At 32.1% G+C, this 26324-nt stretch carries 20 protein-coding genes; 14 read left to right on the forward strand and 6 right to left on the reverse strand.

Features of this window, described 5'->3' with window-relative positions:
* The first annotated feature begins 44 nt into the window (after nucleotides 1-44).
* The 6 genes from VCM48_RS05410 to VCM48_RS05435 all read left to right on the forward strand — a co-directional run bounded on the left by VCM48_RS05410 (nucleotide 45) and on the right by VCM48_RS05435 (nucleotide 5358).
* The gene (locus tag VCM48_RS05410; protein ID WP_482271907.1) at nucleotides 45-803 is read left to right on the forward strand and encodes a Rossmann-like and DUF2520 domain-containing protein; all 759 of its coding nucleotides are present in this window, start codon (nucleotides 45-47) and stop codon (nucleotides 801-803) included.
* Nucleotides 787-1314: a KdsC family phosphatase gene (locus VCM48_RS05415; protein WP_099213868.1), complete on the forward strand. Its 528-nt coding sequence runs from the start codon at nucleotides 787-789 to the stop codon at nucleotides 1312-1314. Before VCM48_RS05410 ends, VCM48_RS05415 begins: the two co-directional genes overlap by 17 nt.
* Before the next feature lie 45 nt (nucleotides 1315-1359).
* Entirely contained in the window at nucleotides 1360-1785 is a 426-nt protein-coding gene (locus tag VCM48_RS05420) for a DUF2147 domain-containing protein (RefSeq protein WP_273694813.1), read from the forward strand.
* Nucleotides 1786-1901: 116 nt separating this feature from the next.
* Entirely contained in the window at nucleotides 1902-2342 is a 441-nt protein-coding gene (locus VCM48_RS05425; protein WP_482271908.1) for an RrF2 family transcriptional regulator, read from the forward strand.
* Between the two features lie 66 nt (nucleotides 2343-2408).
* Nucleotides 2409-3128, forward strand: coding sequence for an iron-sulfur cluster repair di-iron protein (gene ric, locus VCM48_RS05430; protein ID WP_482271909.1), 720 nt, complete (start codon nucleotides 2409-2411; stop codon nucleotides 3126-3128).
* 10 nt (nucleotides 3129-3138) lie between these two features.
* Nucleotides 3139-5358, forward strand: a complete 2220-nt coding sequence (locus VCM48_RS05435) for a nitric-oxide reductase large subunit (RefSeq protein ID WP_482271910.1) — start codon at nucleotides 3139-3141, stop codon at nucleotides 5356-5358.
* 55 nt (nucleotides 5359-5413) lie between these two features.
* Here VCM48_RS05435 and ygiD read toward each other — a convergent pair whose 3' ends face one another.
* The 3 genes from ygiD to VCM48_RS05450 all read right to left on the reverse strand — a co-directional run bounded on the left by ygiD (nucleotide 5414) and on the right by VCM48_RS05450 (nucleotide 7483).
* On the reverse strand, nucleotides 5414-6244 hold the full coding sequence (gene ygiD / locus VCM48_RS05440) for a 4,5-DOPA-extradiol-dioxygenase (RefSeq protein WP_482272211.1): 831 nt from the start codon (nucleotides 6242-6244) through the stop codon (nucleotides 5414-5416).
* A 133-nt stretch (nucleotides 6245-6377) separates the two neighbouring features.
* Entirely contained in the window at nucleotides 6378-6953 is a 576-nt protein-coding gene (locus VCM48_RS05445; protein ID WP_482271911.1) for a YceI family protein, read from the reverse strand.
* A gap of 17 nt (nucleotides 6954-6970) precedes the next feature.
* Nucleotides 6971-7483: an NAD(P)H-dependent oxidoreductase gene (locus VCM48_RS05450; RefSeq protein ID WP_274640223.1), complete on the reverse strand. Its 513-nt coding sequence runs from the start codon at nucleotides 7481-7483 to the stop codon at nucleotides 6971-6973.
* A 111-nt stretch (nucleotides 7484-7594) separates the two neighbouring features.
* Here VCM48_RS05450 and VCM48_RS05455 point away from each other — a divergent pair, with 111 nt between their 5' ends.
* Complete coding sequence (locus VCM48_RS05455; protein ID WP_482271912.1) at nucleotides 7595-7951, forward strand: winged helix-turn-helix transcriptional regulator; 357 nt, start codon at nucleotides 7595-7597, stop codon at nucleotides 7949-7951.
* Between the two features lie 1011 nt (nucleotides 7952-8962).
* The gene (locus tag VCM48_RS05460; protein WP_482271913.1) at nucleotides 8963-9238 is read left to right on the forward strand and encodes a hypothetical protein; all 276 of its coding nucleotides are present in this window, start codon (nucleotides 8963-8965) and stop codon (nucleotides 9236-9238) included.
* A 1324-nt stretch (nucleotides 9239-10562) separates the two neighbouring features.
* Here the strand turns inward: VCM48_RS05460 and VCM48_RS05465 are convergent.
* The 3 genes from VCM48_RS05465 to VCM48_RS05475 all read right to left on the reverse strand — a co-directional run bounded on the left by VCM48_RS05465 (nucleotide 10563) and on the right by VCM48_RS05475 (nucleotide 13719).
* Nucleotides 10563-11096 carry a hypothetical protein gene (locus VCM48_RS05465; protein WP_482271914.1) on the reverse strand — a complete coding sequence of 178 codons (534 nt, stop codon included), beginning with the start codon at nucleotides 11094-11096 and terminating at the stop codon, nucleotides 10563-10565.
* Nucleotides 11097-11269: 173 nt separating this feature from the next.
* Nucleotides 11270-11686: a hypothetical protein gene (locus VCM48_RS05470; RefSeq protein ID WP_099213877.1), complete on the reverse strand. Its 417-nt coding sequence runs from the start codon at nucleotides 11684-11686 to the stop codon at nucleotides 11270-11272.
* Nucleotides 11687-13029: 1343 nt separating this feature from the next.
* Nucleotides 13030-13719: an SMI1/KNR4 family protein gene (locus tag VCM48_RS05475; RefSeq protein WP_482271915.1), complete on the reverse strand. Its 690-nt coding sequence runs from the start codon at nucleotides 13717-13719 to the stop codon at nucleotides 13030-13032.
* 412 nt (nucleotides 13720-14131) lie between these two features.
* Here VCM48_RS05475 and VCM48_RS05480 point away from each other — a divergent pair, with 412 nt between their 5' ends.
* The 6 genes from VCM48_RS05480 (at nucleotide 14132) to VCM48_RS05505 (ending at nucleotide 26324) form a co-directional block, all read left to right on the forward strand.
* Nucleotides 14132-14341: a type I restriction-modification system subunit M N-terminal domain-containing protein gene (locus tag VCM48_RS05480; RefSeq protein ID WP_482271916.1), complete on the forward strand. Its 210-nt coding sequence runs from the start codon at nucleotides 14132-14134 to the stop codon at nucleotides 14339-14341.
* Nucleotides 14342-14490: 149 nt separating this feature from the next.
* On the forward strand, nucleotides 14491-15741 hold the full coding sequence (locus tag VCM48_RS05485; RefSeq protein ID WP_482271917.1) for an N-6 DNA methylase: 1251 nt from the start codon (nucleotides 14491-14493) through the stop codon (nucleotides 15739-15741).
* Between the two features lie 2 nt (nucleotides 15742-15743).
* Nucleotides 15744-19016 (forward strand): P-loop NTPase fold protein, encoded by a 3273-nt coding sequence (locus VCM48_RS05490; RefSeq protein ID WP_482271918.1) that lies wholly within the window; start codon nucleotides 15744-15746, stop codon nucleotides 19014-19016.
* A gap of 3 nt (nucleotides 19017-19019) precedes the next feature.
* On the forward strand, nucleotides 19020-20228 hold the full coding sequence (locus tag VCM48_RS05495) for a restriction endonuclease subunit S (protein ID WP_482271919.1): 1209 nt from the start codon (nucleotides 19020-19022) through the stop codon (nucleotides 20226-20228).
* A 208-nt stretch (nucleotides 20229-20436) separates the two neighbouring features.
* Nucleotides 20437-23442 (forward strand): type I restriction endonuclease subunit R, encoded by a 3006-nt coding sequence (locus tag VCM48_RS05500; RefSeq protein WP_482271920.1) that lies wholly within the window; start codon nucleotides 20437-20439, stop codon nucleotides 23440-23442.
* A gap of 80 nt (nucleotides 23443-23522) precedes the next feature.
* Nucleotides 23523-26324: an AAA family ATPase gene (locus VCM48_RS05505; RefSeq protein ID WP_482271921.1), complete on the forward strand. Its 2802-nt coding sequence runs from the start codon at nucleotides 23523-23525 to the stop codon at nucleotides 26322-26324.

The following is a 26324-nucleotide window of genomic DNA, read 5'->3' on the forward strand; positions in this document are numbered from 1 at the left end:
AAATATGCGAAAATATTTTTAATTAATTTCAATATCTTCGTGCTATGATTAAAGTTACCATTATAGGAGGCGGTAATGTAGCTACACATTTAGCCAATGCTTTTAGTAAAACAAACGAAGTATCGTTGGTTCAAGTATATGCTAGAAATATAGAGCAAGTTGAGCATTTAAAAGAGGTTACTTCTATTACAAATAGCATAGAGCTTTTAACAAAAGCTGATGTATATATCATTGCTGTTTCTGATGATGCTATTGGTGATGTTTCTCGTAAAATTGAACAAAAAAATGGCTTGGTGGTACACACTTCTGGTAGTGTAGCTATGCAGTCGTTACAAAACACTGGACGTAAAGGTATTTTTTACTTATTACAAAGCTTTTCTAAAGACAAAAAGGTTGACTTCAATAAAATTCCATTTTGTTTAGAAGCTGAAAATGAAGAAGATTTACAATTATTGGAAACGCTTGCTAAAACTATTGGAAAAAAGATATACCGTATTAACTCAGAACAACGTAAACGATTACACGTGGCTGCCGTTTTTGTAAACAATTTTACCAATCACATGTATAAAATTGGTGCTGATATTTGCAACGAACACCAAGTTCCTTTTGAAGTATTACTACCATTAATTCAAGAAACAGCTCAAAAAATAACCGAGTTGAGTCCTGATGCAGCACAAACAGGTCCTGCTAAAAGAAACGATCAAAAAACTATTCAAGATCATTTAGCATTGTTAAATGCCGAACAACAAGAAATTTATAAACTTATTACAAAATCAATCCAACAAAATGGAAAAGAGTTATAAAGAATACTTACCTCAAATAGACACTTTTATTTTTGATGTAGACGGAGTATTAACTAACGGAATTGTAACCGTTTTTCCTGACGGACAATTGGTACGTCAAATGAATATTAAAGATGGATATGCCTTAAAATCTGCTGTAAAAGCTGGTTACAGGGTTTGTATTATCTCTGGTGGAAAAAACGAAGGTGTACGAACACGTTTAGAAGGTTTAGGTATTACCGATATTTATTTAGGTGCTCACGATAAAATTCAACAGTTTAATGAATTGGTTGAAAAATACAAACTGAATCCTGAAAATGTAGTGTATATGGGAGATGATATTCCTGATTACCCCGTGATGAAACTTGTAGGTATGCCATCTTGCCCTAACGATGCGGCTCGTGAAATACAACAAATTTCAAAATACATTTCTGATAAAACTGGTGGTAACGGTTGTGCTCGTGATATTATAGAACAAGTATTACGTGTGCAAGGAAAGTGGGATAGCAACTTTGACGCACAATACGATTAATTGGAATACTTTTTGAAAACGATATACTATTAAAACTTTTAAATTATGAAAAAAATACTTTTTGCTTTATTATTCACAACCGTTAGCTTATCTATGAGCGCACAAACTATTTTCGGAAAATGGGAAAACCGAGATGAAGAAACCAATAAGGTTGATTCTGTGATTGAAGTATATAAAAAAGACGGAAAGGCATACGCCAAAATTGTAGAAATTACTGACAAGAACCGTCAAGAAGCTGTTTGTGATAAATGTAGCGGAAAGCGTAAAAACAACCCTATTTTAGGTATGAATATTTTAACAGGATTAAAAAAAGATGGTGACGAATGGAGTGGCGGAAAAATTTTAGATCCAAAAAACGGAAAAGAATACAAGTGTTATATTAAACTTGAAAATAACAACAAGTTAAAAATTAGAGGTTATATAGGTTTTGCTGCCTTTGGTAGAACAGCTTATTGGCACCGAAAAAACTAAACACAAAACAAAATTCAAAAGCATCATTTTTTAATGGTGCTTTTTTTATAAAAAAATAAAAGACTCTAGTGTCTTTTTTAAAGAAAACTAATATCTTTGTAGCATATTATTTTTATATGTTTTCAAAATCTTGTGAATACGGTTTAAGAGCAACTATTTTTGTTGCAGAGCAATCTAGCTTAGATAATAAAGTTGGTGTTAAAGCCATCGCTGCTGCTATTGATTCTCCAGAAGCTTTTACAGGAAAAATATTACAAATTTTAACGAAAAATAATATTATCGACTCTATTAAAGGACCTTATGGTGGGTTTGTAATTAACAAAGCCGACCTTAAAAAAATCCGTTTAAGCGATGTGGTTCGTGTATTAGATGGCGATAGTATTTATACAGGTTGCGGATTGGGTTTAAAGCAATGCGATGATAGCTCTCCCTGCCCTCTCCACTTTAAGTTTGTAGAAATTAGAGATAATTTGAGAAAAATGTTAGAAGAAAATACACTCCACGATGTATTATACACACAAGATAAAAGAAATACTTTCTGGTTAAAACGGGAATAAAAAAATTTACAACAATAAAAGATAAAAAGGTCTTTTTATAATTTATATACAATAAACAGAAACAAAATGGAAATAAATAACAACACAACAGTGGCAGATATAGTTGCAAACAACTATAAAACAGCTACAATTTTTAAACTATATGGAATTGATTTTTGTTGTAATGGTAACAGAACTATTCAAGAAGTTTCAACAAAGAAAAATATTGTTCCAGATACATTAATCAATAAACTCATCCGAATTGATAGAGGCTCAAAATCTACTAACGATTATCAAAACTGGTCGTTAGATTTTTTGTGTGATTACATCTATCAAAATCATCATACCTATGTAGAAAAACAAATTCCTGAAATTTTAGAGTATTTAACTAAAATAGCTAAAGTACATGGTAACAATCACCCTGAGCTACACGAGGTTTTGCAACTCTTTAAAGAAAGTGCCGGAGAACTTACTACACATATGAAAAAAGAGGAACTTATTTTATTCCCTTTTATAAAAAAGTTAGTTGAGGCAAGTAACTCAAAAACTCCCCTTACTCCTCCTCCCTTTGGTACGGTAGAAAACCCTATAAACATGATGCATACTGAACATGATAATGAAGGTAGTAGATTTAGAACAATTGCAAAACTAACTAACAATTATACTTCACCAGAAGATGCCTGTAACACTTACAAAGTTGCTTTAGCTATGCTACAAGAGTTTGAAGAAGACTTACACAAACACATTCATTTAGAAAACAATATTCTATTTAAAAAAGCAATCAAATTAGAAAATCAATTAAATTAAATAATTAATAATGAGAAAAATTTGGACTGGATTTATTGCAGTAGTGGTATTATCATTTATTGCATTAATATGGGTAGGTACAGAAATTTATCAAACCCAACCCCCTATACCTGAAACAGTAAAAGTTAACGGAAGTAATGAAACTATATATACAAAAAAAGACATACAAGATGGACAAAATGTTTGGGAGTCTATTGGAGGAATGGAAGTGGGTTCTATTTGGGGGCACGGAAGTTATGTAGCTCCTGACTGGACCGCCGATTGGATTCATAAAGAAGCTGTTTATTTATTAGACTATTGGGCTAAAAAAGATTTTAATATTAATTATGATGCTTTAGATGAAGAAAACAAAGCAGCTTTAAAAGCTCGACTGGTAAAAGATATTAGAACCAATACGTTTAATGAAAAAGACCAATCAATAACAATTTCAAAAGAACGAAAAGAAGCCATTGAAGCGAACGCTGCGTACTATGCAAATATCTTTTCAAAAGGTCATGAAAAATATGCCATTCCAGAAGGAGCATTAACAGATACTGAAAAACTAGCTAAGCTTAATGCCTTTTTATTTTGGACTTCTTGGGCTGCCAGTACAGAAAGACCAGATCAAGAATATACCTATACTTCAAACTGGCCTCACGAACCATTAATTAATAATACAATTACTCCCGATTCACAACTGTGGTCAGGCTTCTCAATAATTTTATTACTACTGTTTATAGGTGTGTTAACCTATTACTACATCAGAAATCATGAAAAAGGAGAAGCAGTAACAAACCCAAACAATGATCCTTTATTAGACTTAAAATTATTCAAATCTCAAAAAGCGGTATTAAAGTACTTTTTAGTCATTTCACTCTTGATTGTATTACAAGTTGTTCTGGGTATTGTTACTGTACACTATACAGTAGAAGGTCAAGCATTCTTTGGTTTTAACTTATCTGAATACCTTCCGTATTCAATCTCTAGAACCTGGCATACACAACTTGCTGTATTTTGGATTGCCGCTACATGGTTAGCAACAGGATTATTCTTAGCTCCAATTATTAGCGGTAAAGAAATGAAGTACCAAGTTTTTGGTATCAATTTCTTGTTTATCGCCTTATTAATTATTGTTTTGGGCTCTATGTTAGGTGAATGGTTAGGTGTACACCAATTTTTAGACTTAACCACCAACTTCTTCTTTGGTCACCAAGGATACGAATACATGGATTTAGGTAGATTCTGGCAAATATTCTTAGGTATTGGTTTAATTTTATGGGTAATTATGGTTGGTAGACACGTGCTCTATGGTATCCGCAAAAAAGACGACTCAAAACATTTACTTTCTATCCTATTAATAGCTGTAGTTGCTATTGGTATGTTCTTTTTCTCTGGATTAATGTATGGAGAAAACAGTTCATTACCTGTAATTAATTATTGGAGATGGTGGCTCGTACATCTATGGGTAGAAGGATTCTTTGAGGTATTTGCTACGGTAATTATCGCCTATATTTTCTCTCGTATGAAAATTATTTCAACCAAAACAGCAGGAAAAACAGCTATCGCTTCAGCAACTATTTTCTTGGCAGGAGGTATTATTGGAACCTTACACCATTTGTATTATTCAGGAACACCTGTACAAGCTATTGCTTTAGGAGCTACATTTAGTGCCTTAGAAGTGGTACCATTAACCTTAATGGGATTTGAAATTAGAGAAAACTGGAATTTATTGAAAAAGAATGCTTGGATTCAACGTTATAAATGGCCTATTTTCTTCTTTATTGCAGTTGCCTTTTGGAACATGGTAGGTGCTGGTGTATTCGGGTTCTTAATCAACCCTCCTATTGCATTGTACTACATCCAAGGATTAAACACAACTGCTGTACACGCACATACTGCACTATTTGGAGTATATGGAATGTTAGGTATGGGCTTCATCTTAATTTGCTTACGTTTATATTCAAATATTTCTTGGAACGAAAAACTCGTAAAAAATGCGTTTTGGTTTTTAAATGGCGGATTGGTTTTAATGGTCGTCTTAAGCTTACTTCCAGTAGGTATCATTCAGGCATATACTTCAATTACCAAAGGATATTCTTTTGCTAGGAACCCTGAATTATTATACAACCCTACAGTGCAAACCTTAAAATGGATGCGAATGATAGGAGATATTGTATTCTCTCTTGGTATTGTGTGTTTCTGTTGGTTTGTAGTTAAGACAACGATTAACGCTATAAAACAAAAATCTTAACCCTCTTTACTTTATTAAAAGTCTGTGTAGGCCTCATCTATACAGACTTTTTTTATTACCCTATTTTTAAGGAAGTCATACTTAAAGAGCCCGCTAATAACTTGTCATTAAAAAGCTGAATTTTTTCATTTTTTTGCTGTAGTCCTAAACTGTAAATTAACGGTAAATAATGGTCTGGTGTTGGAATTGCTAACTGAAATGCTTTTGACTGTTTTGTATAGTCTATCAATGGTTTAAAATTCCCTTCTAGCAAATGTTTATTAACCGTTTCTCTTGTTTCAATAGCCCAATCATATCCATAATCATCCTTATCAAAATTCTTCCAATCAACTAATCTTAGGTTATGAACAATATTTCCGCTTCCAATAATTAATACGCCTTTTTGCCTTAAAGAAGTTAGTTGTTTAGCCAATTCAAAATGATAATTGGCATCTTTTGTATAATCAATACTCAATTGAATTACAGGCACATCAGCCTTCGGAAATAAATGCTTTAATACAGTCCAAGCACCATGATCTAATCCCCAATGTTCATCTAGCTCTACAAAATTAGGATGCAATAATTGTTTTGTTTCTTTAGCTAATTCAGGACTTCCATTAGCAGGATATTGTTGTTCAAATAATTCTTGTGGGAAACCTCCAAAATCGTGAATTGTCTTAGGCATTTCCATCGCAGTTACTTTTGTTCCTTTAGTAAACCAGTGTGCCGAAACACAAATAATAGCCTTGGGTTTTGGTAGTGTCTTTGAAATATTTTGAAAACCTCTCGTAAACTCGTTTTCCTCAATAGCATTCATAGGACTCCCATGTCCCAAGAACAATACTGGCATTGTTTGAGAAGCTGGTAAACTATCTGATAACCTTTTTAAACCGCTTAATGTTCCCATACTCAAATTTACTGATGCTAACCCTAATAACTGTAAAAACGTTGTTCGTTTCATAAGGGATTCTTGTTTAACTCTATTTTAAAAACATACCCCAAACCAATGTTTGAGGCATGCATACAATCTTAGTTGGGTTTTAAAAAACCAAATCAACTACCAAATCAAACTCGTCGTAAATTGCTTTATCTTTTAAACCATCAAAAAAGCTAGTAGAACCATATTTTACATTATACTTTGTTCTATCAATTTTTAATGAAGCTGTTGCTTTTCCTCCATACACAGAAATTTCAAAAGCTACAGGGTTAGTTTTATTCTTAACAGTCAAATCTGCTGTTACTTTGTATGAGTTCTTTCCTTTAGCTTTCACCTTGGTAAAAACCAATTTTGCTGTTGGATGATTATTTATACCAAAAAAATCGTCTGATTTTAAATGTCCTTCTAATTTCTTTTGGTAATCTCCTGATAAATCTGTTACCGCAATAGATGTCATATCTATTACAAACTCCCCTCCTACTAATTTGTCTTCATCAAAGTGTAAGTCTCCTGATTGTAAACTAACTGTTCCTTCATGAGAGCCAGTTACTTTATAACCTTTCCATACCACTTTACTCTCTTTGGTATTTACTTTCTTTACTTCTTTTATAATAGTGGTAAACGATAGTGTAGCAAATGCTATTAATACTAACACTAAAGGATTTTTAAAATTTTTCATTGTTATATAGGTTTTAATTAATTTAAGATTAAATCTGCGTATTGTTTTGAGTTTACTTTAATATCTTCATGCTTTGGGTTGTCATTTGCTCCATAAAACACATGCGATGGTAAAACTTCTGTTCCACAAAACTCAAACGAAACAGTTACCGATTTTAATAAGTCTTCTAAAGATACAAAACTATTATAGGTTTGCTCTGTACCCCCTGTTGATACGGATAGACGAAACTTTTTCCCTTTTAATTTATCTCCTCCTGGACCAAAAGCCCAACCATATGTTAGTACCTCATCCATCCATTTTTTTAATAAAAAAGGAGTGTTAAACCAATGCAACGGAAATTGAATAACGATACTATCATGATTCAATAACAACTCTTGCTCTTTTGCTACATCAATATTTAAATCTGGATATTCTTTATATAGTTGATGAATTCTTACTTTATCATCGTGCTGTTGCAACTCATCTATCCAGGACTTATTTACGTTTGACTCCTCAATATTTGGGTGTGTTACAATTACTAAGTGTTTCATTCTTTTATTTTTACTTGTTTTTTATATCACAAAAGTATGTATATTTGCTATACAAAAGTAACTACTATACTTTAGTATACCAGTATACAAAAGTATACCAACCCAATAAACATGGAAACAATTGTTCAAATAGAAGAGCTAAAAAGATGCTCTGTTCAATATGTATTAGCATTAAGAGATACTTTAAATGTAATAAGCGGAAAGTGGAAACTATCTATTATTGGTAGCTTGTTATACGGAAAAATGCGCTTTAAAGAACTACAACGAAACATTGGTAAAATTTCTCCAAGAATGCTATCTAAAGAATTAAAAGATTTGGAAGCTAACGGAATCATTAAACGTACTATTTACGATACTAATCCTGTTACTGTTGAATATGAATTAACAGAATCTGGAATGCGATTACATACTACCCTAGATGTTATGGTTAAGTGGGGAATTGAGCATAGAGAACTAACCTTAAAATAGTACTTCTATATTCTTCTACCTAACATTACATAATGTCATTACGAATAAAATGTAGTTAAGTGACGTAATCTTATGAATGTGAACTACTCATAACCTTAAGATTTAGCTCCGCTGAACCTCATGAATAATAGTTACTCATAAACATATACTTTCATGTTGTCTTGATACAAAACGAAACAAAATATCCATTCGAAGTGATGGTTATCGAGAAAAAGATTGCTTCGTTCCTCGCAATGACGGAAACCAACAATAACGTCATTACGAACGAAACGTAGTGAAGTGACGTAATCTCATGAATAGGAGTTACCCATAACTTTAAGACCTCACACATATATTCGAAGTGACAGTAACCGATAAACAGATTGCTTCGTCCTATCTCCTCGCTATTACGATAATAAAACGTCCTTAGAAAGCAAGCCGAAAATTACACCGTAAGAAACGTTAAAAATGAAAAGCTGTTTGAGCGATAGCGAGTTCTTTTCATTTAGTTTTGAGGATGATAATTTTCGAGTGAAGATTTCGAAAGACTAGATTTTTTGGTTCTTTTTCATCAATGGAAAAAGAACAATACTACAATAAACAAAATATCTTTATTAATACAATGGAGTGACGTAATCTCAAGAATGTAAATTACTCTCAACTTAAAGATTTCTCAGTCGCATACTCCTTCGAAATGACAATAATCGAGAAAAAGATTGCTTCGTTCCTCGCAATGACGGAAACCAACAATAACGTCATTACGAACGAAACGTAGTGAAGTGAGGTAATCTCATGAATAGGAGTTACTCATAACTTTGAGACCTCTCAACTTACTTCGTAGGCTATCTTCTTCCAAAATATATTTTGAACTCGATAATATTCGAGGTGACGATAGTCTAAAAACAGGTTACTCCCTCCCCACTCTTCACAACAACGATAAAAACACTTCGGAAATCCGCATTTTTTTCTGCATATATCACCTTTTAAACCTTTATTCAAATAGATAGTTTTGTATACATAAAATCATGAATTATGGAAGAAGTAGTTTTTAAAGCCTTGTTAACTAACACCAAGTTTAATAGAATTGATAATTTTATTCAAGAAGTAATTAACAATAATAAAAATAACGGAGCTACCTACGAGTCAGTAAGAGAGTCTCTTATAAAATTAGTTTTATATCGATTTATTAAAATAGACACTAATGCTTCTAACGATTGTATTCTACGAGAAAATAATTTTTATCAAGCACGCGAATTAGGTAGTGTGAGCTCTTGGTTAGAAAAACGACGTACTTACGAATACTCTTAATAAGATTTCTTACTCTTTAAAATAAAGACAATACCAAACTATCACTCCGAGTGAAATTTACAAAATGTAGTGAAGGGAATTTTGTATCGAGAATTATTGGATTGTAACAAGGTTCTCGATACTATTTTGTTCCACTACGTTGCACAAAATCACTCGAACTGACATTTAAAACGTCATTACGAACGAAACGCAGTGAAGTGACGTAATCTTATGATAAGGAGTTATTCATAAACGCATACTTTCATTTGTCTTGATACAAAACGAAACAAAAAATCAAGACTTCTTTTTCTTTTTTTGAATTCTACGTTGTATTTCGTATTCGAATCCAGACCGTAAACTCTTTGGATTCTCTTGTACTCCATAACCTTGAATTCTAGCAAAATAAAAATAGGTCGGTGTTTTCCCATACTCTTCTCTGACTCCTCTCTAAGACGGAAACCAACAATAACGTCATTACGAACGGACACTGAGCGTAGTCGAAGTGGAAAATGACGTAATCTTATAAATATATGCTTTCATTTTGTCTTAATACAAAACGAAACAAAAAATCAAGACTTATTTTTCCTTTTTTGAATTCTACGTTGTATTCCGTATTCGAATCCAGACCGTAAACTCTTTGGATTCTCTTATACTCCATAACCTTGAATTCTACTAAAATAAAAATAGGTCGATTTTTTCCATACTCTTCTCTACTCCTCGCTATTACGATAATAAAACGTCCTCAGAAAGCAAGCCGAAAATCACACCGCAAGAAACGTTAAAAATGCAAGGATGTTAATTTTCGAGTGAAGGTTTCAAAAGACTAGATTTTTTGGTTCTTTTTCATCAATGGAAAAAGAATAATATCATACAAACGAATAATGAGCCTAGTCGAAATGACAGTAGTAGAGAAAAAGATTGCTTCGTTCCTCGCAATGACGGAAACCAACAATAACGTCATTACGAACGGACACTGAGCGTAGTCGAAGTGGAAAGTGACGTAATCTTATAAACATATACTTTCATTTTGTCTTGATACAAAACGAAACAAAAAATCAAGACTTCTTTTTCTTCTTTTGAATTCTACGTTGTATTTCGTATTCGAATCCAGACCGTAAACTCTTTGGATTCTCTTGTACTCCATAACCTTGAATTCTACTAAAATAAAAATAGGTCGGTGTTTTTCCATACTCTTCTCTACTCCTCACAATTACGATAATAAAATGTCATTTCGAACCGAGCGCTAGCGAAGTGTAAGAAATCTAATTATTAAGAGTTACTCATAACTTTGAGACCTCTCACATCGGTTAGAGGTAACAGGAATAGACCTTCTTAGAAAACACAATTACATACTTTTCAACCTTTCAATTTCCTCTAACACCTTATCAAAAGTAGTTTGTAACCCCGCCACTTCACTTTGTAACTTAACCTCTTTTACATAATCATTTTCTAGTAATACCAACTCCAGATGTCTTTTTCGTTGAGTAATCCATTTTGTATCTTTTACTGTTAGATTATTTTGATGTAATAACGCTGTACACGCATGTAACCCTCGTAATACTATTGCTCTTTTCTTTTGTAATCCCTCTAAAGCTTCTTGTCTATTTCGTAAACTTTTAGCCACTTTTTTCTGTAATCGCTCTAATTCAGGTATGGCTTTTTGTTGTTCTTCCTCTATAAAGGCAGTAGCATGTGTTAATTCAGTAACAGATGTTTTTAATTCCAGTGCTTTATATAGCGGAATCAGTTTATCTAACTGTTGTAAGTTATAATTTCTCCGTTTTAACGATAGTGACTTTACTGTATCGGTTGATACTTCTAAATAATTAGCTACTGCACTAATAGAACAATAAAAAAAGAGTCTTATTTTCTCTAACATAGCTTGTACACTTTTTAAAGTAACATCTTTTTGGGTGTACACCTCTTGTACACTTTTTTAGTTCGCAATTATTTTAGTGTACACCAGTTGTACACTTTTCAAAATCATAACTTTTTTGGTGTACAAAAAACACCCAAAAAAGTCCAATACTATGATTGGACTTTAAAAGAAGCTTAGGCAGCCAACGTTGTTTTGTGAGTTTCAATTTGTGCAATTGCATCTGTTAATACCGTTACTTGCGCCTCTAGTTGTTGATGATCTATTTGATCTTCTAACACATTTACAGAACTGTAATTGGCATTTCGATTTTCTAACGATTTTAACTTCGTTTCTTCACGCTCAATTTTTAGTTCCAAACTACGCTTTTCCTTTTCGTCGGTAATAACACTTAATGCCGATTCAAAACCAGCAATAATAGCTTTTACACTCACAATCCCCTCTTTAACGGTGGTGGTTCTTTCTGCCTTGTCTTCTAACGATTCCCCTAAATTTCGAAGTCTTCTTTCTAATAAGGTTTTCTCTGCTGTAGTGATTTCAATAGCGGTATCACATTCTGCTTTTGTGGTTAATAATCCTAAATTCAATTCCATAATATATAAATTTTAAAGGTTACAATTTTTTTGGGGAGAATTTCTTTTGAATAGTAAATCGTAGATTTTTTAGACTTATTGTAGCGTTAACGTTTCGTTATGAGCTTTTTAACAAAAACCTTTATTTTTTAACATAGCAACATCATTATAAACAATATACAGTAGAGATTTTTTTCCAATTCCCCCAACTATCACTTCGAGTGAAATTCATAAAACATAATAAAAGGAGTTTTGTATCGAGAAGTATTCGGTACTAATAAGGTTTTCGATACTATTTTGTTCCACTACGTTACACAAAATCACTCGAACTGACATTTAAAACGTTATTATGAATGAAACCTAGTGGAATGATGTAATCTCATGAATAGGAGTTATTCATAAACGCATACTTTCATTTTGTCTTGATACAAAACGAAACAAAAAATCAAGACTTCTTTTTCTTTTTTTGAATTCTACGTTGTATTTCGTATTCGAATCCAGACCGTAAACTCTTTGGATTCTCTTGTACTCCATAACCTTGAATTCTAGCAAAATAAAAATAGGTCGGTTATTCATACTCTTCTCTGACTCCTATAACGTCATTACGAACGAAACGTAGTGAAGTGACGTAATCTTATGAATGTGGGCTACTCATAACCTTAAGATCTCACACATATATTCGAAGTGACAGTAACCGATAAACAGATTGCTTCGTCCTACCTCCTCGCAATGACGGTAATAAAACGTCCTCAGAAAACAAACCGAAAATTACACCGCAAGAAACGTTAAAAATGAAAAGCTGTTTGAGCGATAGCGAGTTCTTTTCATTTAGTTTCGAGGATGTTAATTTTCGAGTGAAGGTTTCGAAAGACTAGATTTTTTGATTCTTTTTCATCAATGGAAAAAGAATAATACTACAATAAACAAAACATCCTTATTATCAGAATACAGTGAGTAACGTAATCTCATAAATTGGAGTTATTCATAAACGCATACTTTCATTTTGTCTTGATACAAAACGAAGCAAAAAATCAAAACTTCTTTTTCTTCTTTTGAATTCTACGTTGTATTCCGTATTCGAATCCAGACCGTAAACTCTTTGGATTCTCTTGTACTCCATAACCTTGAATTCTAGCAAAATAAAAATAGGTCGGTTATTCATACTCTCCTCTGCCTCCTGCAATGACGGAAACCAATAATAACGTCCTAACAAACGGACACTGAGCGTAGTCGAAGTGGAAAGTGACGTAATCTCTTGAATGAAAGTTACTCATAACATTAAGATTTCTCCCGCTGGTCGAAATGACGAGAAACGAGAAAAAGATTGCTTCGTCCTACCTCCTCGTAATGATGACAATAACTAATTAATTACTTATAATTCCTTTCTTTTTATTGTATTTATCAGCAATATCTGTCCAATCATTTCTACGGGTGTGTCCAAAAATAATTTCTACTTTGCTATAATCACTTTGTTGGTCTTGCCTCCATTCTGTCCATTCTTCTTCACCCCATTCGGTTCTTTCATCATCAATATAAAATCGATCATTTTTGTATTCTTCAATGAGGAAATCTACAAAATCATCAAAACTATCAGCAATAACCGAAACAGGTTCTGGCTCTGCACATGGTAAGTAAATAATTTGTCCGTAAGTCCCTTTTTCTGCCGGATCATAATCAATACACAGGTATTGACCAGAGCCATCGGTAGCAAAGGGTAACCTCTTGGTACTGTACAAAATGTTTTTCACCAAATCTTTTTCATAAACACTATCTGGATAAGCTTCGTTTTCGTGTTCTCTAAAAAAGTTATAGGTATCAATAATACGATTACAACTATATAAAAAATAGCTAAAAAATCCGTGTGGGCTTTCACCCCACTTCTCGTCTCCATTGGTTATTTTTAATAAGTCTTTTAACGATTGCGGTACTGGTAAGTTAGTTTCTTTTTCTATACGCGCTATTGCTGTATCACTAGCTCCTGGTGGTAATGTTTCTCTTATTTCTGGAAACTTTGTTGAAATTACCACTAACAATTCTTCTATCTTATTTTTCATAGTATGTATGTTTTTATGTAAGCCGCAATCTACCAAAATTCTATATTTTATATAACTTCTCCTTGTCTTTTGCTTCATTTTTAAATAACACTACTAACAACTAACAAAATTCTAAAAACAAACATTTTTCTATTACGGTTTGTATACTTTTAAACCGTTTACCATTACACTACATCTTATTTTAAAACACTTATAGCTTTTTCATGTTTTCTTATGGTTTTCCGTAGGGTAATTGTACGGGTTTTGTTATTTTAGATTTCTTATTAAAAAGAAACCTCCAAATAAACAAAGAGTGAAATATAATAGAACAACTACGGCTTTATATAATAAATCATTTTATTACTTTTAATCCCTAGTATAATTACGCTATGATTATATCAAATAATACGCTTACTAATTACTATACATATTAATGCCTAAGAAACAACCAAAAGCAGATATTAACTTTGAAAAAGAGTTATGGAAAGCAGCAAATGAACTTAGAGGTGCTGTCGCTGAGAATCAATATAAAGACTATGTATTACCTTTAATATTTTTAAAACACATCTCTGAACGGTATGAGTTACGTAGAGATACGTTAAAAACTTATTACAAGATAAAGCTTCAGACTATTATACTTTAGACGAAGAAGAACAAAAGTACGTTTTAGAAGACCCAGACGAATACCTATCTAAAAACACCTATATCATTCCAGAAAAAGCTACTTGGCAATTTCTACAAGACAATGCCGAGCAAGACAATATTAAGGTACTGGTAGATGATGCTTTTGATTTGCTAGACCAAACCTTAGCCACCTATAGACCCGATTTAAAAGGTATTTTACCACGTATTTTCGTTAAAAGTCAATTGACAGCTAAACAAGTAGCAGGTTTAATTAACCTATTGGCAAACCCTAAATTATCAGAAAAAGAAAATCCAGATAGTGATATTTTGGGACGTGTATATGAATATTACATTGGTAAGTTTGCCATTGCAGAAGGTTCTGGTGCAGGACAGTTCTTTACGCCTGGTAGTATTGTACGTTTGTTAGTGGAAATGATAGAACCTTACGAAGGTAAAATCTTTGATGCAGCTTGTGGTTCTGGGGGTATGTTTGTACAATCTTTAAAGTTTTTACAAGCCCATGATGGAGACAAGAAAAACATTTCTATTTACGGTCAAGAGCGTTACGATGGTACCTTACGCTTATGTAAAATGAATTTAGCTTTACGCGATTTATCTTTTGATGTCCGTTTAGGTGATTCTTTATTACAAGATAAATTCCCAGACTTAAAAGCAGATTTCATTATTGTAAACCCGCCTTTTAATGTTAGCCAATGGCACCCTGAAGACTTACCAGAAAACGACCCTCGATTGTTTGGTCCTAAAGATGAATTTACTACCGATGGTAATGCCAATTACATGTGGATGCAAACCTTCTGGAGTCATTTAAGCAATACGGGTACGGCAAGTGTAGTGATGGCAAATGGAGCGATGACCTCTAATAATAAAGGAGAGAAAAATGTACGCCAATATATGGTTGATAATAGTATGGTAGATTGTATTGTACGTTTACCAGACAAATTATTTTTAACTACAGGAATACCTGCTTGTATTTTTATACTGAGTAAAAATAGAGATGGTAAAGACGGAAAACATAGAGAACGTACGAATGAAATCCTGTTTATAGATACCTCAAAAATGGGAACTATGGAAAGCAGAAAGTTACGTGTATTTACAGATGATGACATCAACAAGGTAACTGAAACCTATCATAATTGGCGAAACGTTATTGCGAGCGAAGCGAAGCAATCAACCCAATATGAAAACGAAGCTGGTTATTGTTACAGCGCAACCCTAGAAGAGGTACAAAAACAAGACTACAAACTAACCCCAGGTATATATGTAGGTACCGAAGCGGTTGAAGACGATGGTATTCCTTTTGAAGAAAAAATGACTTCTTTAAAAGCTCAATTACAAGCCCAATTTATTAAAGGGAATGAATTGCAACAACAGATTTTAGATAATTTTGATAAATTCTAAATATGAATAGTAGTTATACAGATTTAAAAATAGAAATTGGTAATAATCCTATTGATTTTGATGTAGCTATTGTTTCAGTCAATCAATATGGCACATTAGGTCAGTTAAATAGTAGTGTCTTAACGAGATATGGTTATGACCTTACAAAAGTTGACAATATTGATGTTACAAAAGGGTATAATTTTTTTAAATCTGAATCTCTAAAACCTGTACTATTTGTAGTTACAGTTGGGGACGTTGACACAAGGATTAACTTAGAAAACAATCTAAAAAAAGGAATAGAGAACAATTCAAAATTTCTAGAAGGTAAAAAAATCTGGCTGCCTTTAATGGGTACCGGAGCTGGTGGGCTTGATTTTCAAACAAGTTATGAAATAACAAAAAGAGTTGTCAGTAAATATCTGAATTATATACAATTTGTCATTTCTATTCCCAAGCATAAAAAAGGGCTTGAGTTTTATGATAGTCTTAATAAAATAGAACCTGATTCTGATAAAGCTGAAAGGTCAGATATTACTAGTTATTTAAAAGACAACGTAAAACCAGTAACTTCAGTTTATGAAGATGTTATAAAAGAAGAAAATCTAAGAAATAAATTAGGTAATATCAGTTACTTTGTTGCAGGTCATTTATGGGACGATGTAGATCAAATGCCTCGATTTATTAAAGGTAGTAACTGGGAAAATGGGAACGAAACCATTGATACTAACACTGTAAATAAAGCTAAAAAAGGTGATATTATTTTCTTGAAATCAGCCTTTGCTAAGGGGAAAATTGGTATTCTCAGATTAAAGGCAATAGGTATTATTATTAACAACAAAAAAGATGGTCATAATCTAGATGTTAATTGGTATGTATTTGAATCCTATATAGATATTGAAGGTTTAAGCAAGTATAGAAGAACATTTGCTAGAGTCATGAATGATGACATTTCTGTTATATTAGAGAATGTTATAAAAAATGTTCCAAACGTTGAAAGTATATTTGATAATTTAAAGCAAAAGAAAAAAACAAAAGAAAATTTAAAATCTGATAAAGAACAAGAGGTAATTACTTCTACAACTACCATAGCCGGTTTATTAAGCGATGCAGATTCTGGAAGAGATTATCTTGATATTTCAAAAGATGTAAACGCCTTTGCCAAAGTAATCGCTGCTAAAAGCTTTAAACCACCTCTAGCAATTGCTCTTTTAGGTAAATGGGGGTCTGGAAAAAGTTTTTTTATGCGCAAGTTAAAAGAACGTATTCAAGTACTTTCAAAAAACGATAATAAAAATGCGTATTGTAATGGTATTGCCCATGTACACTTCAATGCATGGTCGTACATGGATGCTAATTTATGGGCAAGTATAATCACTAAAATATTTGAAGGTTTACATGACTATATAAAAAATGATACCGCTGCTAGCCTCATTAAAGATGATGTTGTAAAAAAAATCACAAAAAAATTAAATCTAGTACAGGAAGAAATAGTTGATTTAGAACATCAAAGAGATAGTATTGATGGTCAAATTAAAACTTTAGAACTTCAAAAAGGAGAGGCTGCAAAAACACTTCAGGGAAAAATTAATGAGATAAAAAATAAATCATTAAAAAAAGCACTAAATCAATTAGATAAATCTTTTAATATTTCAGAAAAAGTAAAAGATACTTTAGCTTCAAATAATTCTTTCAATAAATCCACCGAACAATTTAGTAAAATAGTACCTGAAGAGTATTGGCAAAACCCAACAGAATTATACAAAAAAGTAAAATCTAAATATACTTTTGTTAAAACTTTCTTCAAAGGAACTGGCTGGAAAGGTAATTTAGCTTGGTTTTTTCTTATACTAATATTAGTAATAATAATAAAAGGGATAGTCTTTTTGACTAACCATTTTTTAGGTAAAACAGATTTTACTTTTCCTACTAAAGCATGGTACTTTATTACTATAATTGGTGGTTTTATTATCAGAAATATTCAAACTTTTAAACAGCTACAACCACTAGTTTCAACTTTCTGGAAAATTAAAGAAGATTATGAACTTCAAAAGAAGGACGCAATTTTTAAAGTGAACCAAGAAGAAAAAGCCTTAAAGTTTGAAATTGAAAATTATAAAACCGAAATACAAAGAATTAATACACAAATTAATCAAGCAGAACAATCTAAACTAGAAATTGAATACAGGCTAGAAAATACAGTAACTACGGAAGCTCTTTTTAATTTTATAGAAAAACGATCTATAAGCAACGATTATAAAAAGCACCTAGGTATTGTTTCTATAATTAGAAAAGATTTTGAAATATTAAGCGAGTTATTTAGTGGACATCATGATGAAGTAAATAATTCTGGAGAATCGGAGGCTTTTCAAAAACAGTTTGAAAAGCCTTTAGAACGTATTGTTTTATATATTGATGATTTAGATCGTTGTTCAGATGATCGTGTTGTACAGGTGCTTGAAGCTGTTAATTTATTAATGGCATATCCATTATTTGTGGTAGTCGTTGGTGTAGATCCACGTTGGGTAAAAAATGCCTTAACAAAAAAACATAAATTACAATTCAGTAATAAAAGCGAAATAGAAAACTCAGAGACTATTGAGCCTTCTGGCTATTTAGAAAAAATATTTCAAGTACCGTTTCAACTAAAAGCCGCAAAAGATAAAAGCGTGAAACACATGTTAAAGACCTTAGCCGAATCGCAACCAGAAATAGTAGTGGCTAAAGATGAATCGCAAAAAAAAGAAGATAGAGAAGAAGGTGAAACTGGAATTGGATCAAATAATAAAGAAGATAAAAAAGAAAAAAAGACCTCAAAAAGCGACACAAAACCAGCTCCAATACCGCTAGAAACAATTACTAAAGTAACTATTGAGTCTTTAAAGTTTTCAGATAAAGAAATAGAACTTTTACAAAGTATGTCTGATATTTTAGGTACCAACCCTAGAGCTTTAAAACGGTTTGTAAATATTTATAGGGTTATAAAAGCACATGAAGATTTTAAGTATACTAACGAAACAGAAGAAGGTGAATTATTAGCGGTTATGTTTTTAATTGCATTACCATTGGGTAAATATAAAAAACTGGTAAAACCATTTGAAAATTGCTTAAATATAATTAGTAACGAAGATACGAATTTGCATTCTTTTCTTAATATAAATGATAAAAATGGTAAATTAAAGGATAAACTTATGGAAATACTAAAGCTTAATAACACTGTTCTTATATATCAGAAGATACATGTATTTCAAAAACACTATTCTTTTATTAAACGTTTTACCTTTAACAATCTTTAATCAATGCCAAATAACTGGAACACATATAACCTTTTTGACTTCATAGATATAAACCCTAGAATGAAGTTTAATTCTAGTGAGGAATATCCTTTTGTGGAGATGAAAGACTTGAACCCCAATAGTAGAAAAGTTTTACCTTCAGCTACTAAAAAATTAAAAGGTGGTGCAAAGTTTCAAAATGGTGATACATTATTTGCTAGAATAACGCCTTGTTTACAAAATGGTAAAATATGCCAAGTTAAAGGATTAAAAAACAACAAAGGCTTTGGTTCAACTGAATTTCTTGTTTTTAGAGGTAAAGAAAATATTTCTGATAATGATTTTGTTTACTATCTATCAAGAGAACCTTTTGTTAGACAATTTGCGGAGTCGAATATGATTGGTACTTCTGGAAGACAAAGAATTGCTAAAGAAGCGTTTCAAAATTTAAAACTAGAATTACCCCCGCTCCCAGAACAAAAAGCTATAGCAAACATTTTATCAGCCATAGACGATAAAATAGAAAACAACCTAGCCATTAACAAAACCTTAGAAGACATGGCAATGGCACTATACAAACATTGGTTTGTAGATTTTGGTCCTTTCCAAGATGGTGAGTTTGTTGAAAGCGAATTGGGACGAATTCCTAAAGGTTGGGAAGAAAAAAGGTTAGATGATTTAGCACACATATTAAATTCCAAAAGAATTCCATTAAGTACACGAGAAAGGAATAAAAGAAAAGGTGAATATCCATATTATGGAGCATCTGGTATAATTGATAACATTGATAGTTTTATTTTTGATGGAGAATATGTGATTATATCTGAAGATGGAGAAAATTTGCGTTCACGAAAAACTCCAATTAGCTTTAGTGCTGTTGGGAAATTCTGGGTTAATAATCATGCACATATTTTAAAAGGAAAACAAAATGGAATTAATAAATTGATTATTTGCCATATTTCCAAAATAGATATGAACCCTTATTTAACGGGAGCCGTACAACCAAAGTTGAATAAAAGCAACTTACTCTCAATTGGTATTGCAATGCCAAAAGAAGATTCAATTATTCAAGAGGTTTTAAACGAGTTTTATTCAATTTCCAGGTTGATTTTTTCAAATGAAGATGAAAATCAAACCCTAACAAAACTTCGCAACACCCTATTACCAAAATTAATTAGTGGAGAAGTCCGTTTAAAAAAGTTTAGAGAGCAGGTAGAAAATATTATTGGGTAGAGTGATATAATCTTATGAAAAACGGTACGATAAAAAGATTGCCACGCTCCGCTCTCAATGACAAATAAGAAACAGATTGCTTCGTACCTCGCAATGACGGTTTAAAAACAATAACGAACAGTAAAAAATTTGCATTGAATAGAAAAAGTAATGATAAAATAAAGAAAGAGAAAGATTACCACGTCGTTTCTCCTCACAATAACATACTATGACAACAGAAGCAACCATAGAGCAAGCCACCATCGATTGGTTATCCGATTTAGGATATACACACCAATTAGGTACTACCCTACCCCAAAACCATACTAAAGAAGTTGTTTTAAAAGATCAATTACTTCAGTTTATACAGCAACAATATCCAGATATTCCAAAAGAAATTCAAAAGCTTGCAGTTGCGGAATTCACGAATAATGTTGGTGCAGATGTAGCACATCGTAACCGTACGTTTCATTTAAAACTCACCAAAGGCTTAGAGTTTGCTTATGAAGATGCTTCTGGCAAAGAAAAAGCAGTACATATATACCCTATAGATTTTACTAACCAAAAAAATAACAACTTTTGGGCGGTGAATCAGTTTAGCATTACAGGAAAAAACAAACGTCGCCCAGACATTATTATTTACATTAACGGATTACCCTTAATTGTATTTGAACTGAAAAATTGGTACGACCAAAACACCAATATAAAAGAGGCTCACAACCAAATACAACATTATAAAAAAGACATTCCGTTGTTATTTGAATACAATGCCATAACCATTATTAGCGATGGTAACGAGGCGCAACATGGTATGTTTAGTTCGGGTATGGAGTGGTTTGCTGCTTGGAAAAGCATTAATGGTACAGATACCGTTCAAGAAGATGATTTTCAAATGCATACTTTACTATTTGGCCTATTTCCAAAAGACAGAATCTTAAACTATATTAAAAACTTCATTTTTCATGAAGACCATAATGGTACACTCATAAAAAAAGGAGCTAAATACCATCAGTTTTTCGGTGTTAACTTTGCGGTAGCAGCAGCTAAGAAATCAGTACGCCCACTTGGTGATGGTCGTATTGGGGTTATTTGGCATACTCAAGGTTCTGGTAAAAGTATTTCTATGGCCATTTACACAGGTATTTTACGCAGTTTACCAGCTTTGAAAAATCCAACCATTGTAGTTCAAGTAGATCGTAGTGATTTAGACAGACAATTGTATGAAAACTTTGTACTCGCAAAAGATTTGGTGGGCGATGTACAGCATGCCGACACCACCAACGATTTAAGGAACTTGTTAAGTGCAGGTGCAGGAGGTGTTATTTTCACTACCATTGAAAAGTTCAGGCTAAAACAAACCACAGACAATGCTTTAGGTGAATTGGAACATCCTATTTTGTCGGAACGAGAAAACATTATAGTGATGGCAGACGAAGCCCACAGAACACAATATGGGTTATTAGATGGTTTTGCCTCCAACTTACGTAAAGCATTACCAAATGCATCGTTTATTGGTTTTACAGGAACACCTATTGATAGTAAAGATGCCGATACACAAGAAGTCTTTGGAAATGTAATTCATACCTACGATATAAAACAAGCCGTTGCAGACAACGCTACCGTAAACATTTTTTACGAACCCCGTTTGGCTAAACTGCATTTATGGAATGAAAATATTGATGCCGAAGTTGATGTGATAACCGAAGATATTGAAGACAACAGTAACTTAAAATGGGCTGCTGTTGAAGATGCAGCGGGTAGTAAAGACCGTGTAGATAAAATAGCCAAAGACATACTAAATCATTATACCAATAGAACCAACACTTTAGCAGGAAAAGCCATGGTAGTTTGCATGAGCAGGCGTAACTGCGTAAAAATGTACAATGCCCTAACGGCTTTAGAGAATTGCCCAGAAGTAGCCGTGGTTATGACAGGGAATATTTCTAAAGACCCCGTAGCATGGAATCCACACATAAGAACTAAAGAGGCTACCGAAAGCATAAAAGCAAGATTTAAAAAGGAAGACGATCCTTTAAAAATTGTCATTGTTAGAGATATGTGGTTAACGGGTTTTGATGCTCCTTGTGTTCATACCATGTATATTGATAAAATTATGAAAGGTCATAATTTAATGCAGGCCATTACCCGAACCAACAGGGTTTTAAAAGATAAGAAAAACGGTGTTATTGTAGATTATATAGGTATTGGTGATAATTTAAAATCAGCCACTGGTAAATACACAGGAAACGGAGGAAAAGGGAAACCGACCATAGATATACAACAAGCTTTAGAGTTGTTTATGAATCAAGTTGAAATATGCAAAGCATTTATACCTGCGACCATTGATTATACTGATTGGAAACGTTTACGTGATGCTGATAAAGTTTTATTGGTGAAGAAGGCCGTAAATCATATAATTAAATACGATGAAGACGCTAACAATTATATGAAAGCAGAAAAAACGTTGTCTAGTTTATTGTCTATCGTAAAAAGTCAACCCGAAATACAAGAATATACAGCAGCTGTATTATTTGCGCAACACGTATCTAAAGCAATTCGCAATGCAAGATCAATACCAGGTAATAGAGGTGAACAAAAAGAAAAAATAAAAGAACTTATTAGCCAAAGTATCGATTCTGAGAATATTGTAGATGTGTTTGCCATGGCAGGAATTGAAAAACCTGATATTTCAATCTTGGATGAAACCTTTTTATTAGGTGCTAAACAAGAAAAAGACGGACATGCATTAAAAATAGAATTGATAAAAAATATTCTTAAAGATGAAATCAAACTTCGTCTTCATAAAAACATAAAAAAATACACTTCTTTAAAGGAAGAATTAGAAAAAGTTATAGATAAATACCATACCAATGCATTAGATAGTTACGCTACAATTGTAGAAATGATAGAGCGTGCTAAAGAGCTACAAAATGACGATAAAAGAATTAAAGAATTAGGTTTAAGTGAAGAAGAATTAGCATTTTATGACATACTTGCTGCCAAACAAGATATTATAAAAGAAGAAGGAATCATTCAAGATATCGTACATGCTGTTGTAAAAGCTGTAAAGGATAATCTTCAGTTTGATTGGACAAAAAAAGAAAATGCAAAAGCAGCCATACGGTTAGCCGTAAAGAAAGAATTGAGAAAGAAAGTAAGTTTATCGAAACTTAATGAAATTTTAGAAGAAATTATGCAACAAGCCGAAGGGCAGTTTAGCGAATGGACAGCTTAAAAGAATGTTTATAGCTAAGCCTTTTTTATTTATAGTCATTATGACTGGCCTTTTGAACTTGTAAAAGAAAAAAAATAATTATGAATGAAAAATTACATCAATTAAAACAAGATTTTTTAAGCTATTGGCCTTTAGAAAAATTAGAAAAAATGACTCTAGAGGAATATACAGATACTAAAAGAGAAAACTCTTTTTGTTATTGGGTTGAGCATATTACCCGAGATTTAGGAAGTGTGGTTGGAGGTAGTTCATATAAGTTTGGGATATTCAAAAAAGGCTCTGATACACCAACAGAAAAAACAAGCTATCGTGATTCTGATGGAGAATATGCATGGTATACCAAATATGGAACAACAACTCAAGAAGCATTTGAAAAAATCAAACAAATCATTATTACTATAGCAACTAGTGCCCAAGAAGACAATTTAAAAGCCATAGATACTATTGATTTGGGTACTGCTTATAAATGGAAGATTGCTTTTTTATATGGCGACTTTAATGTGTTAAATATTTTTAAATTAGAAGCTTTACGCTTTGTGGCTAAAAATTTACAAATTCCTTTTAAAAAGAAGACTCCTGTATCAGTATATCATAGAGAAATTTTAAAAAGAAAAGGTTGGGAAAACTTTTTTGATTTTTCACATCATTTATGGGATCAGTATTACAGGGGACTTATAGATGTGAAGAAAGAGTTTGCTAGTTGGTTAAATAATCAAACACATGATTCGTATAGAAATTATCTTGGGTATACTTTAAATAGTATTCAAGAAAGGTTAAATGAAATTGATACTTTTTTCGATGAAATTGATTTCTTCTTGGTAAACCCTGAAAATGTAGAGGAACATATAAATGCAATAGAACTCATACTAAGCAAAATAGAGCGAGAAAAAAAAGCGGATTTCGTTGAGTATGACCTTAAAAATAGTAACGGAATCCCCAAAGCATTATTAGGAAAAAACAATTATCTACAATTTCTTAATGAAAAGTTTTTTGATAAAAAGAACATAGACATTAGTTTTATAGATAAAATTGAAAAAATAGAGCAAGACCTGTTCAATTTATATGAAATCTATTTAAGAGAATATAGAAGTGAAGATTTAAAAGAAAGAACTATTGAAAGTTATGTTGAAACAGCCTCTTTTCAAATTCCTAAAAGATGGAACGAACTCTATTCGAATAGTTTTGATTCTTTTAAATTAAACTATGAAAATATTAAAAAGGTAGAAAATTTATTAGACAAAGGATTTTCAGGATACGCCTCATTCTATCCATTTATATCTAGTTTATTAAATAAGTACAAAAAAATTACGACTATGAATAAAATACTATTTGGTCCTCCTGGTACAGGAAAAACCTATGCTACCAAAAAATTAGCAGTAGAATCAATAGATAAAATAAAGTATACAGAAGAAAGTAGAGAGTTTATTATTCAAAGATATGATGAACTCTATGAAAAAAACCAAATTACGTTTACTACTTTTCATCAATCTATGAGCTACGAAGATTTTGTAGAAGGTATAAAACCTAAAACTGAAGATAATCAGGTTATATATGAGGTAGAAGATGGAATTTTTAAGAAGATAGCTAATAAAGCCAAAGGAATTAAAGGAGAAATTACTTCTAATAACTCCTCTGCTATTGATTTTAAAAAAGTGAACTACTTTAAGATGAGTGTTGGAGGAAAAACACGTAAAGATATTCACGATTGGTGTATTGAAAATAATTATATAGCTTTAGGATATGGAACAACGAATGATTTGAGTGATATTATTCATAACTCCGACCAAAGAAGTTTTAGAGAAGCTTATGAAAAAGAATATTTTGTAAAAGGTGAACATTCTTCATACAGTATTACTGCTATAGCTGCATTTAATTATTGGATGCAAAAAGAAGATATTGTATTAGTTTCTTTAGGAAATCATATTATAGATGCTATTGGTGTAGTAAAAGGAGATTATGAATACAAAAATATTGACGGAATTCCTTACCATCATTTTAGAAAAGTAGAATGGTTAGCTACTAATTTAGATGCCGACCCCAGTTTATTTGTAGATAAAAACATATCACAGCAAACTATTTATCAATTTGATAACAGTGATATTAAAGTTGATTACTTGGAACAAACTTTTTCTAAGCAAACAACAACAGAGGAAATTAAAAAAGATCATGTTTTAATTATTGATGAAATTAACAGAGGGAATGTATCTGCTATTTTTGGGGAATTAATTACGCTTTTAGAACCAGACAAACGATTAGGCCAACCTGAAGCCATTACTGTAAAACTCCCCTATTCTAAAACTGAATTTGGCGTACCTCATAATTTACATATTATAGGTACTATGAACACTGCTGATCGTTCTGTAGAAGCTTTAGACACTGCTTTGCGTAGGCGTTTTGAGTTTACGGAAGTGATGCCTAAACCTGAACTATTAGAGAAAATTATCTTTATTGAAGACGAATTAATTTTCAATCTAAAAGAGGTATTAGAAACTATTAATAACCGTGTAGAGGTATTGATAGATAGAGATCATACCATAGGGCATTCTTATTTTATCAATATTGAAAGTGGAGATACAGAAGCTCTCGCTAATACTTTTAACAATAAAGTTATTCCGTTATTGCAAGAGTGTTTCTATGGTGATTATGGTAAAATAGGTCTCGTTTTAGGAAATGGTTTTGTTGAACAAAAAAATAATGGAAAAATAAAGTTTGCTAAGTTTTCTTATCAAAATCAAGAAGATTTAAAAACACCTAGCTTTTTGCTTAAAAAAATTACTCCAGAGAATATCATAAAAGCCATATCAGAAACACTTGGGCTACCTAAAGAGAAAAAAGAAAACGAACAAAAAGAAGTGTTAACTGAAGCTATGGAAACCCTATAA

This window comes from Tenacibaculum sp. DPLXC6 (assembly GCF_056815515.1).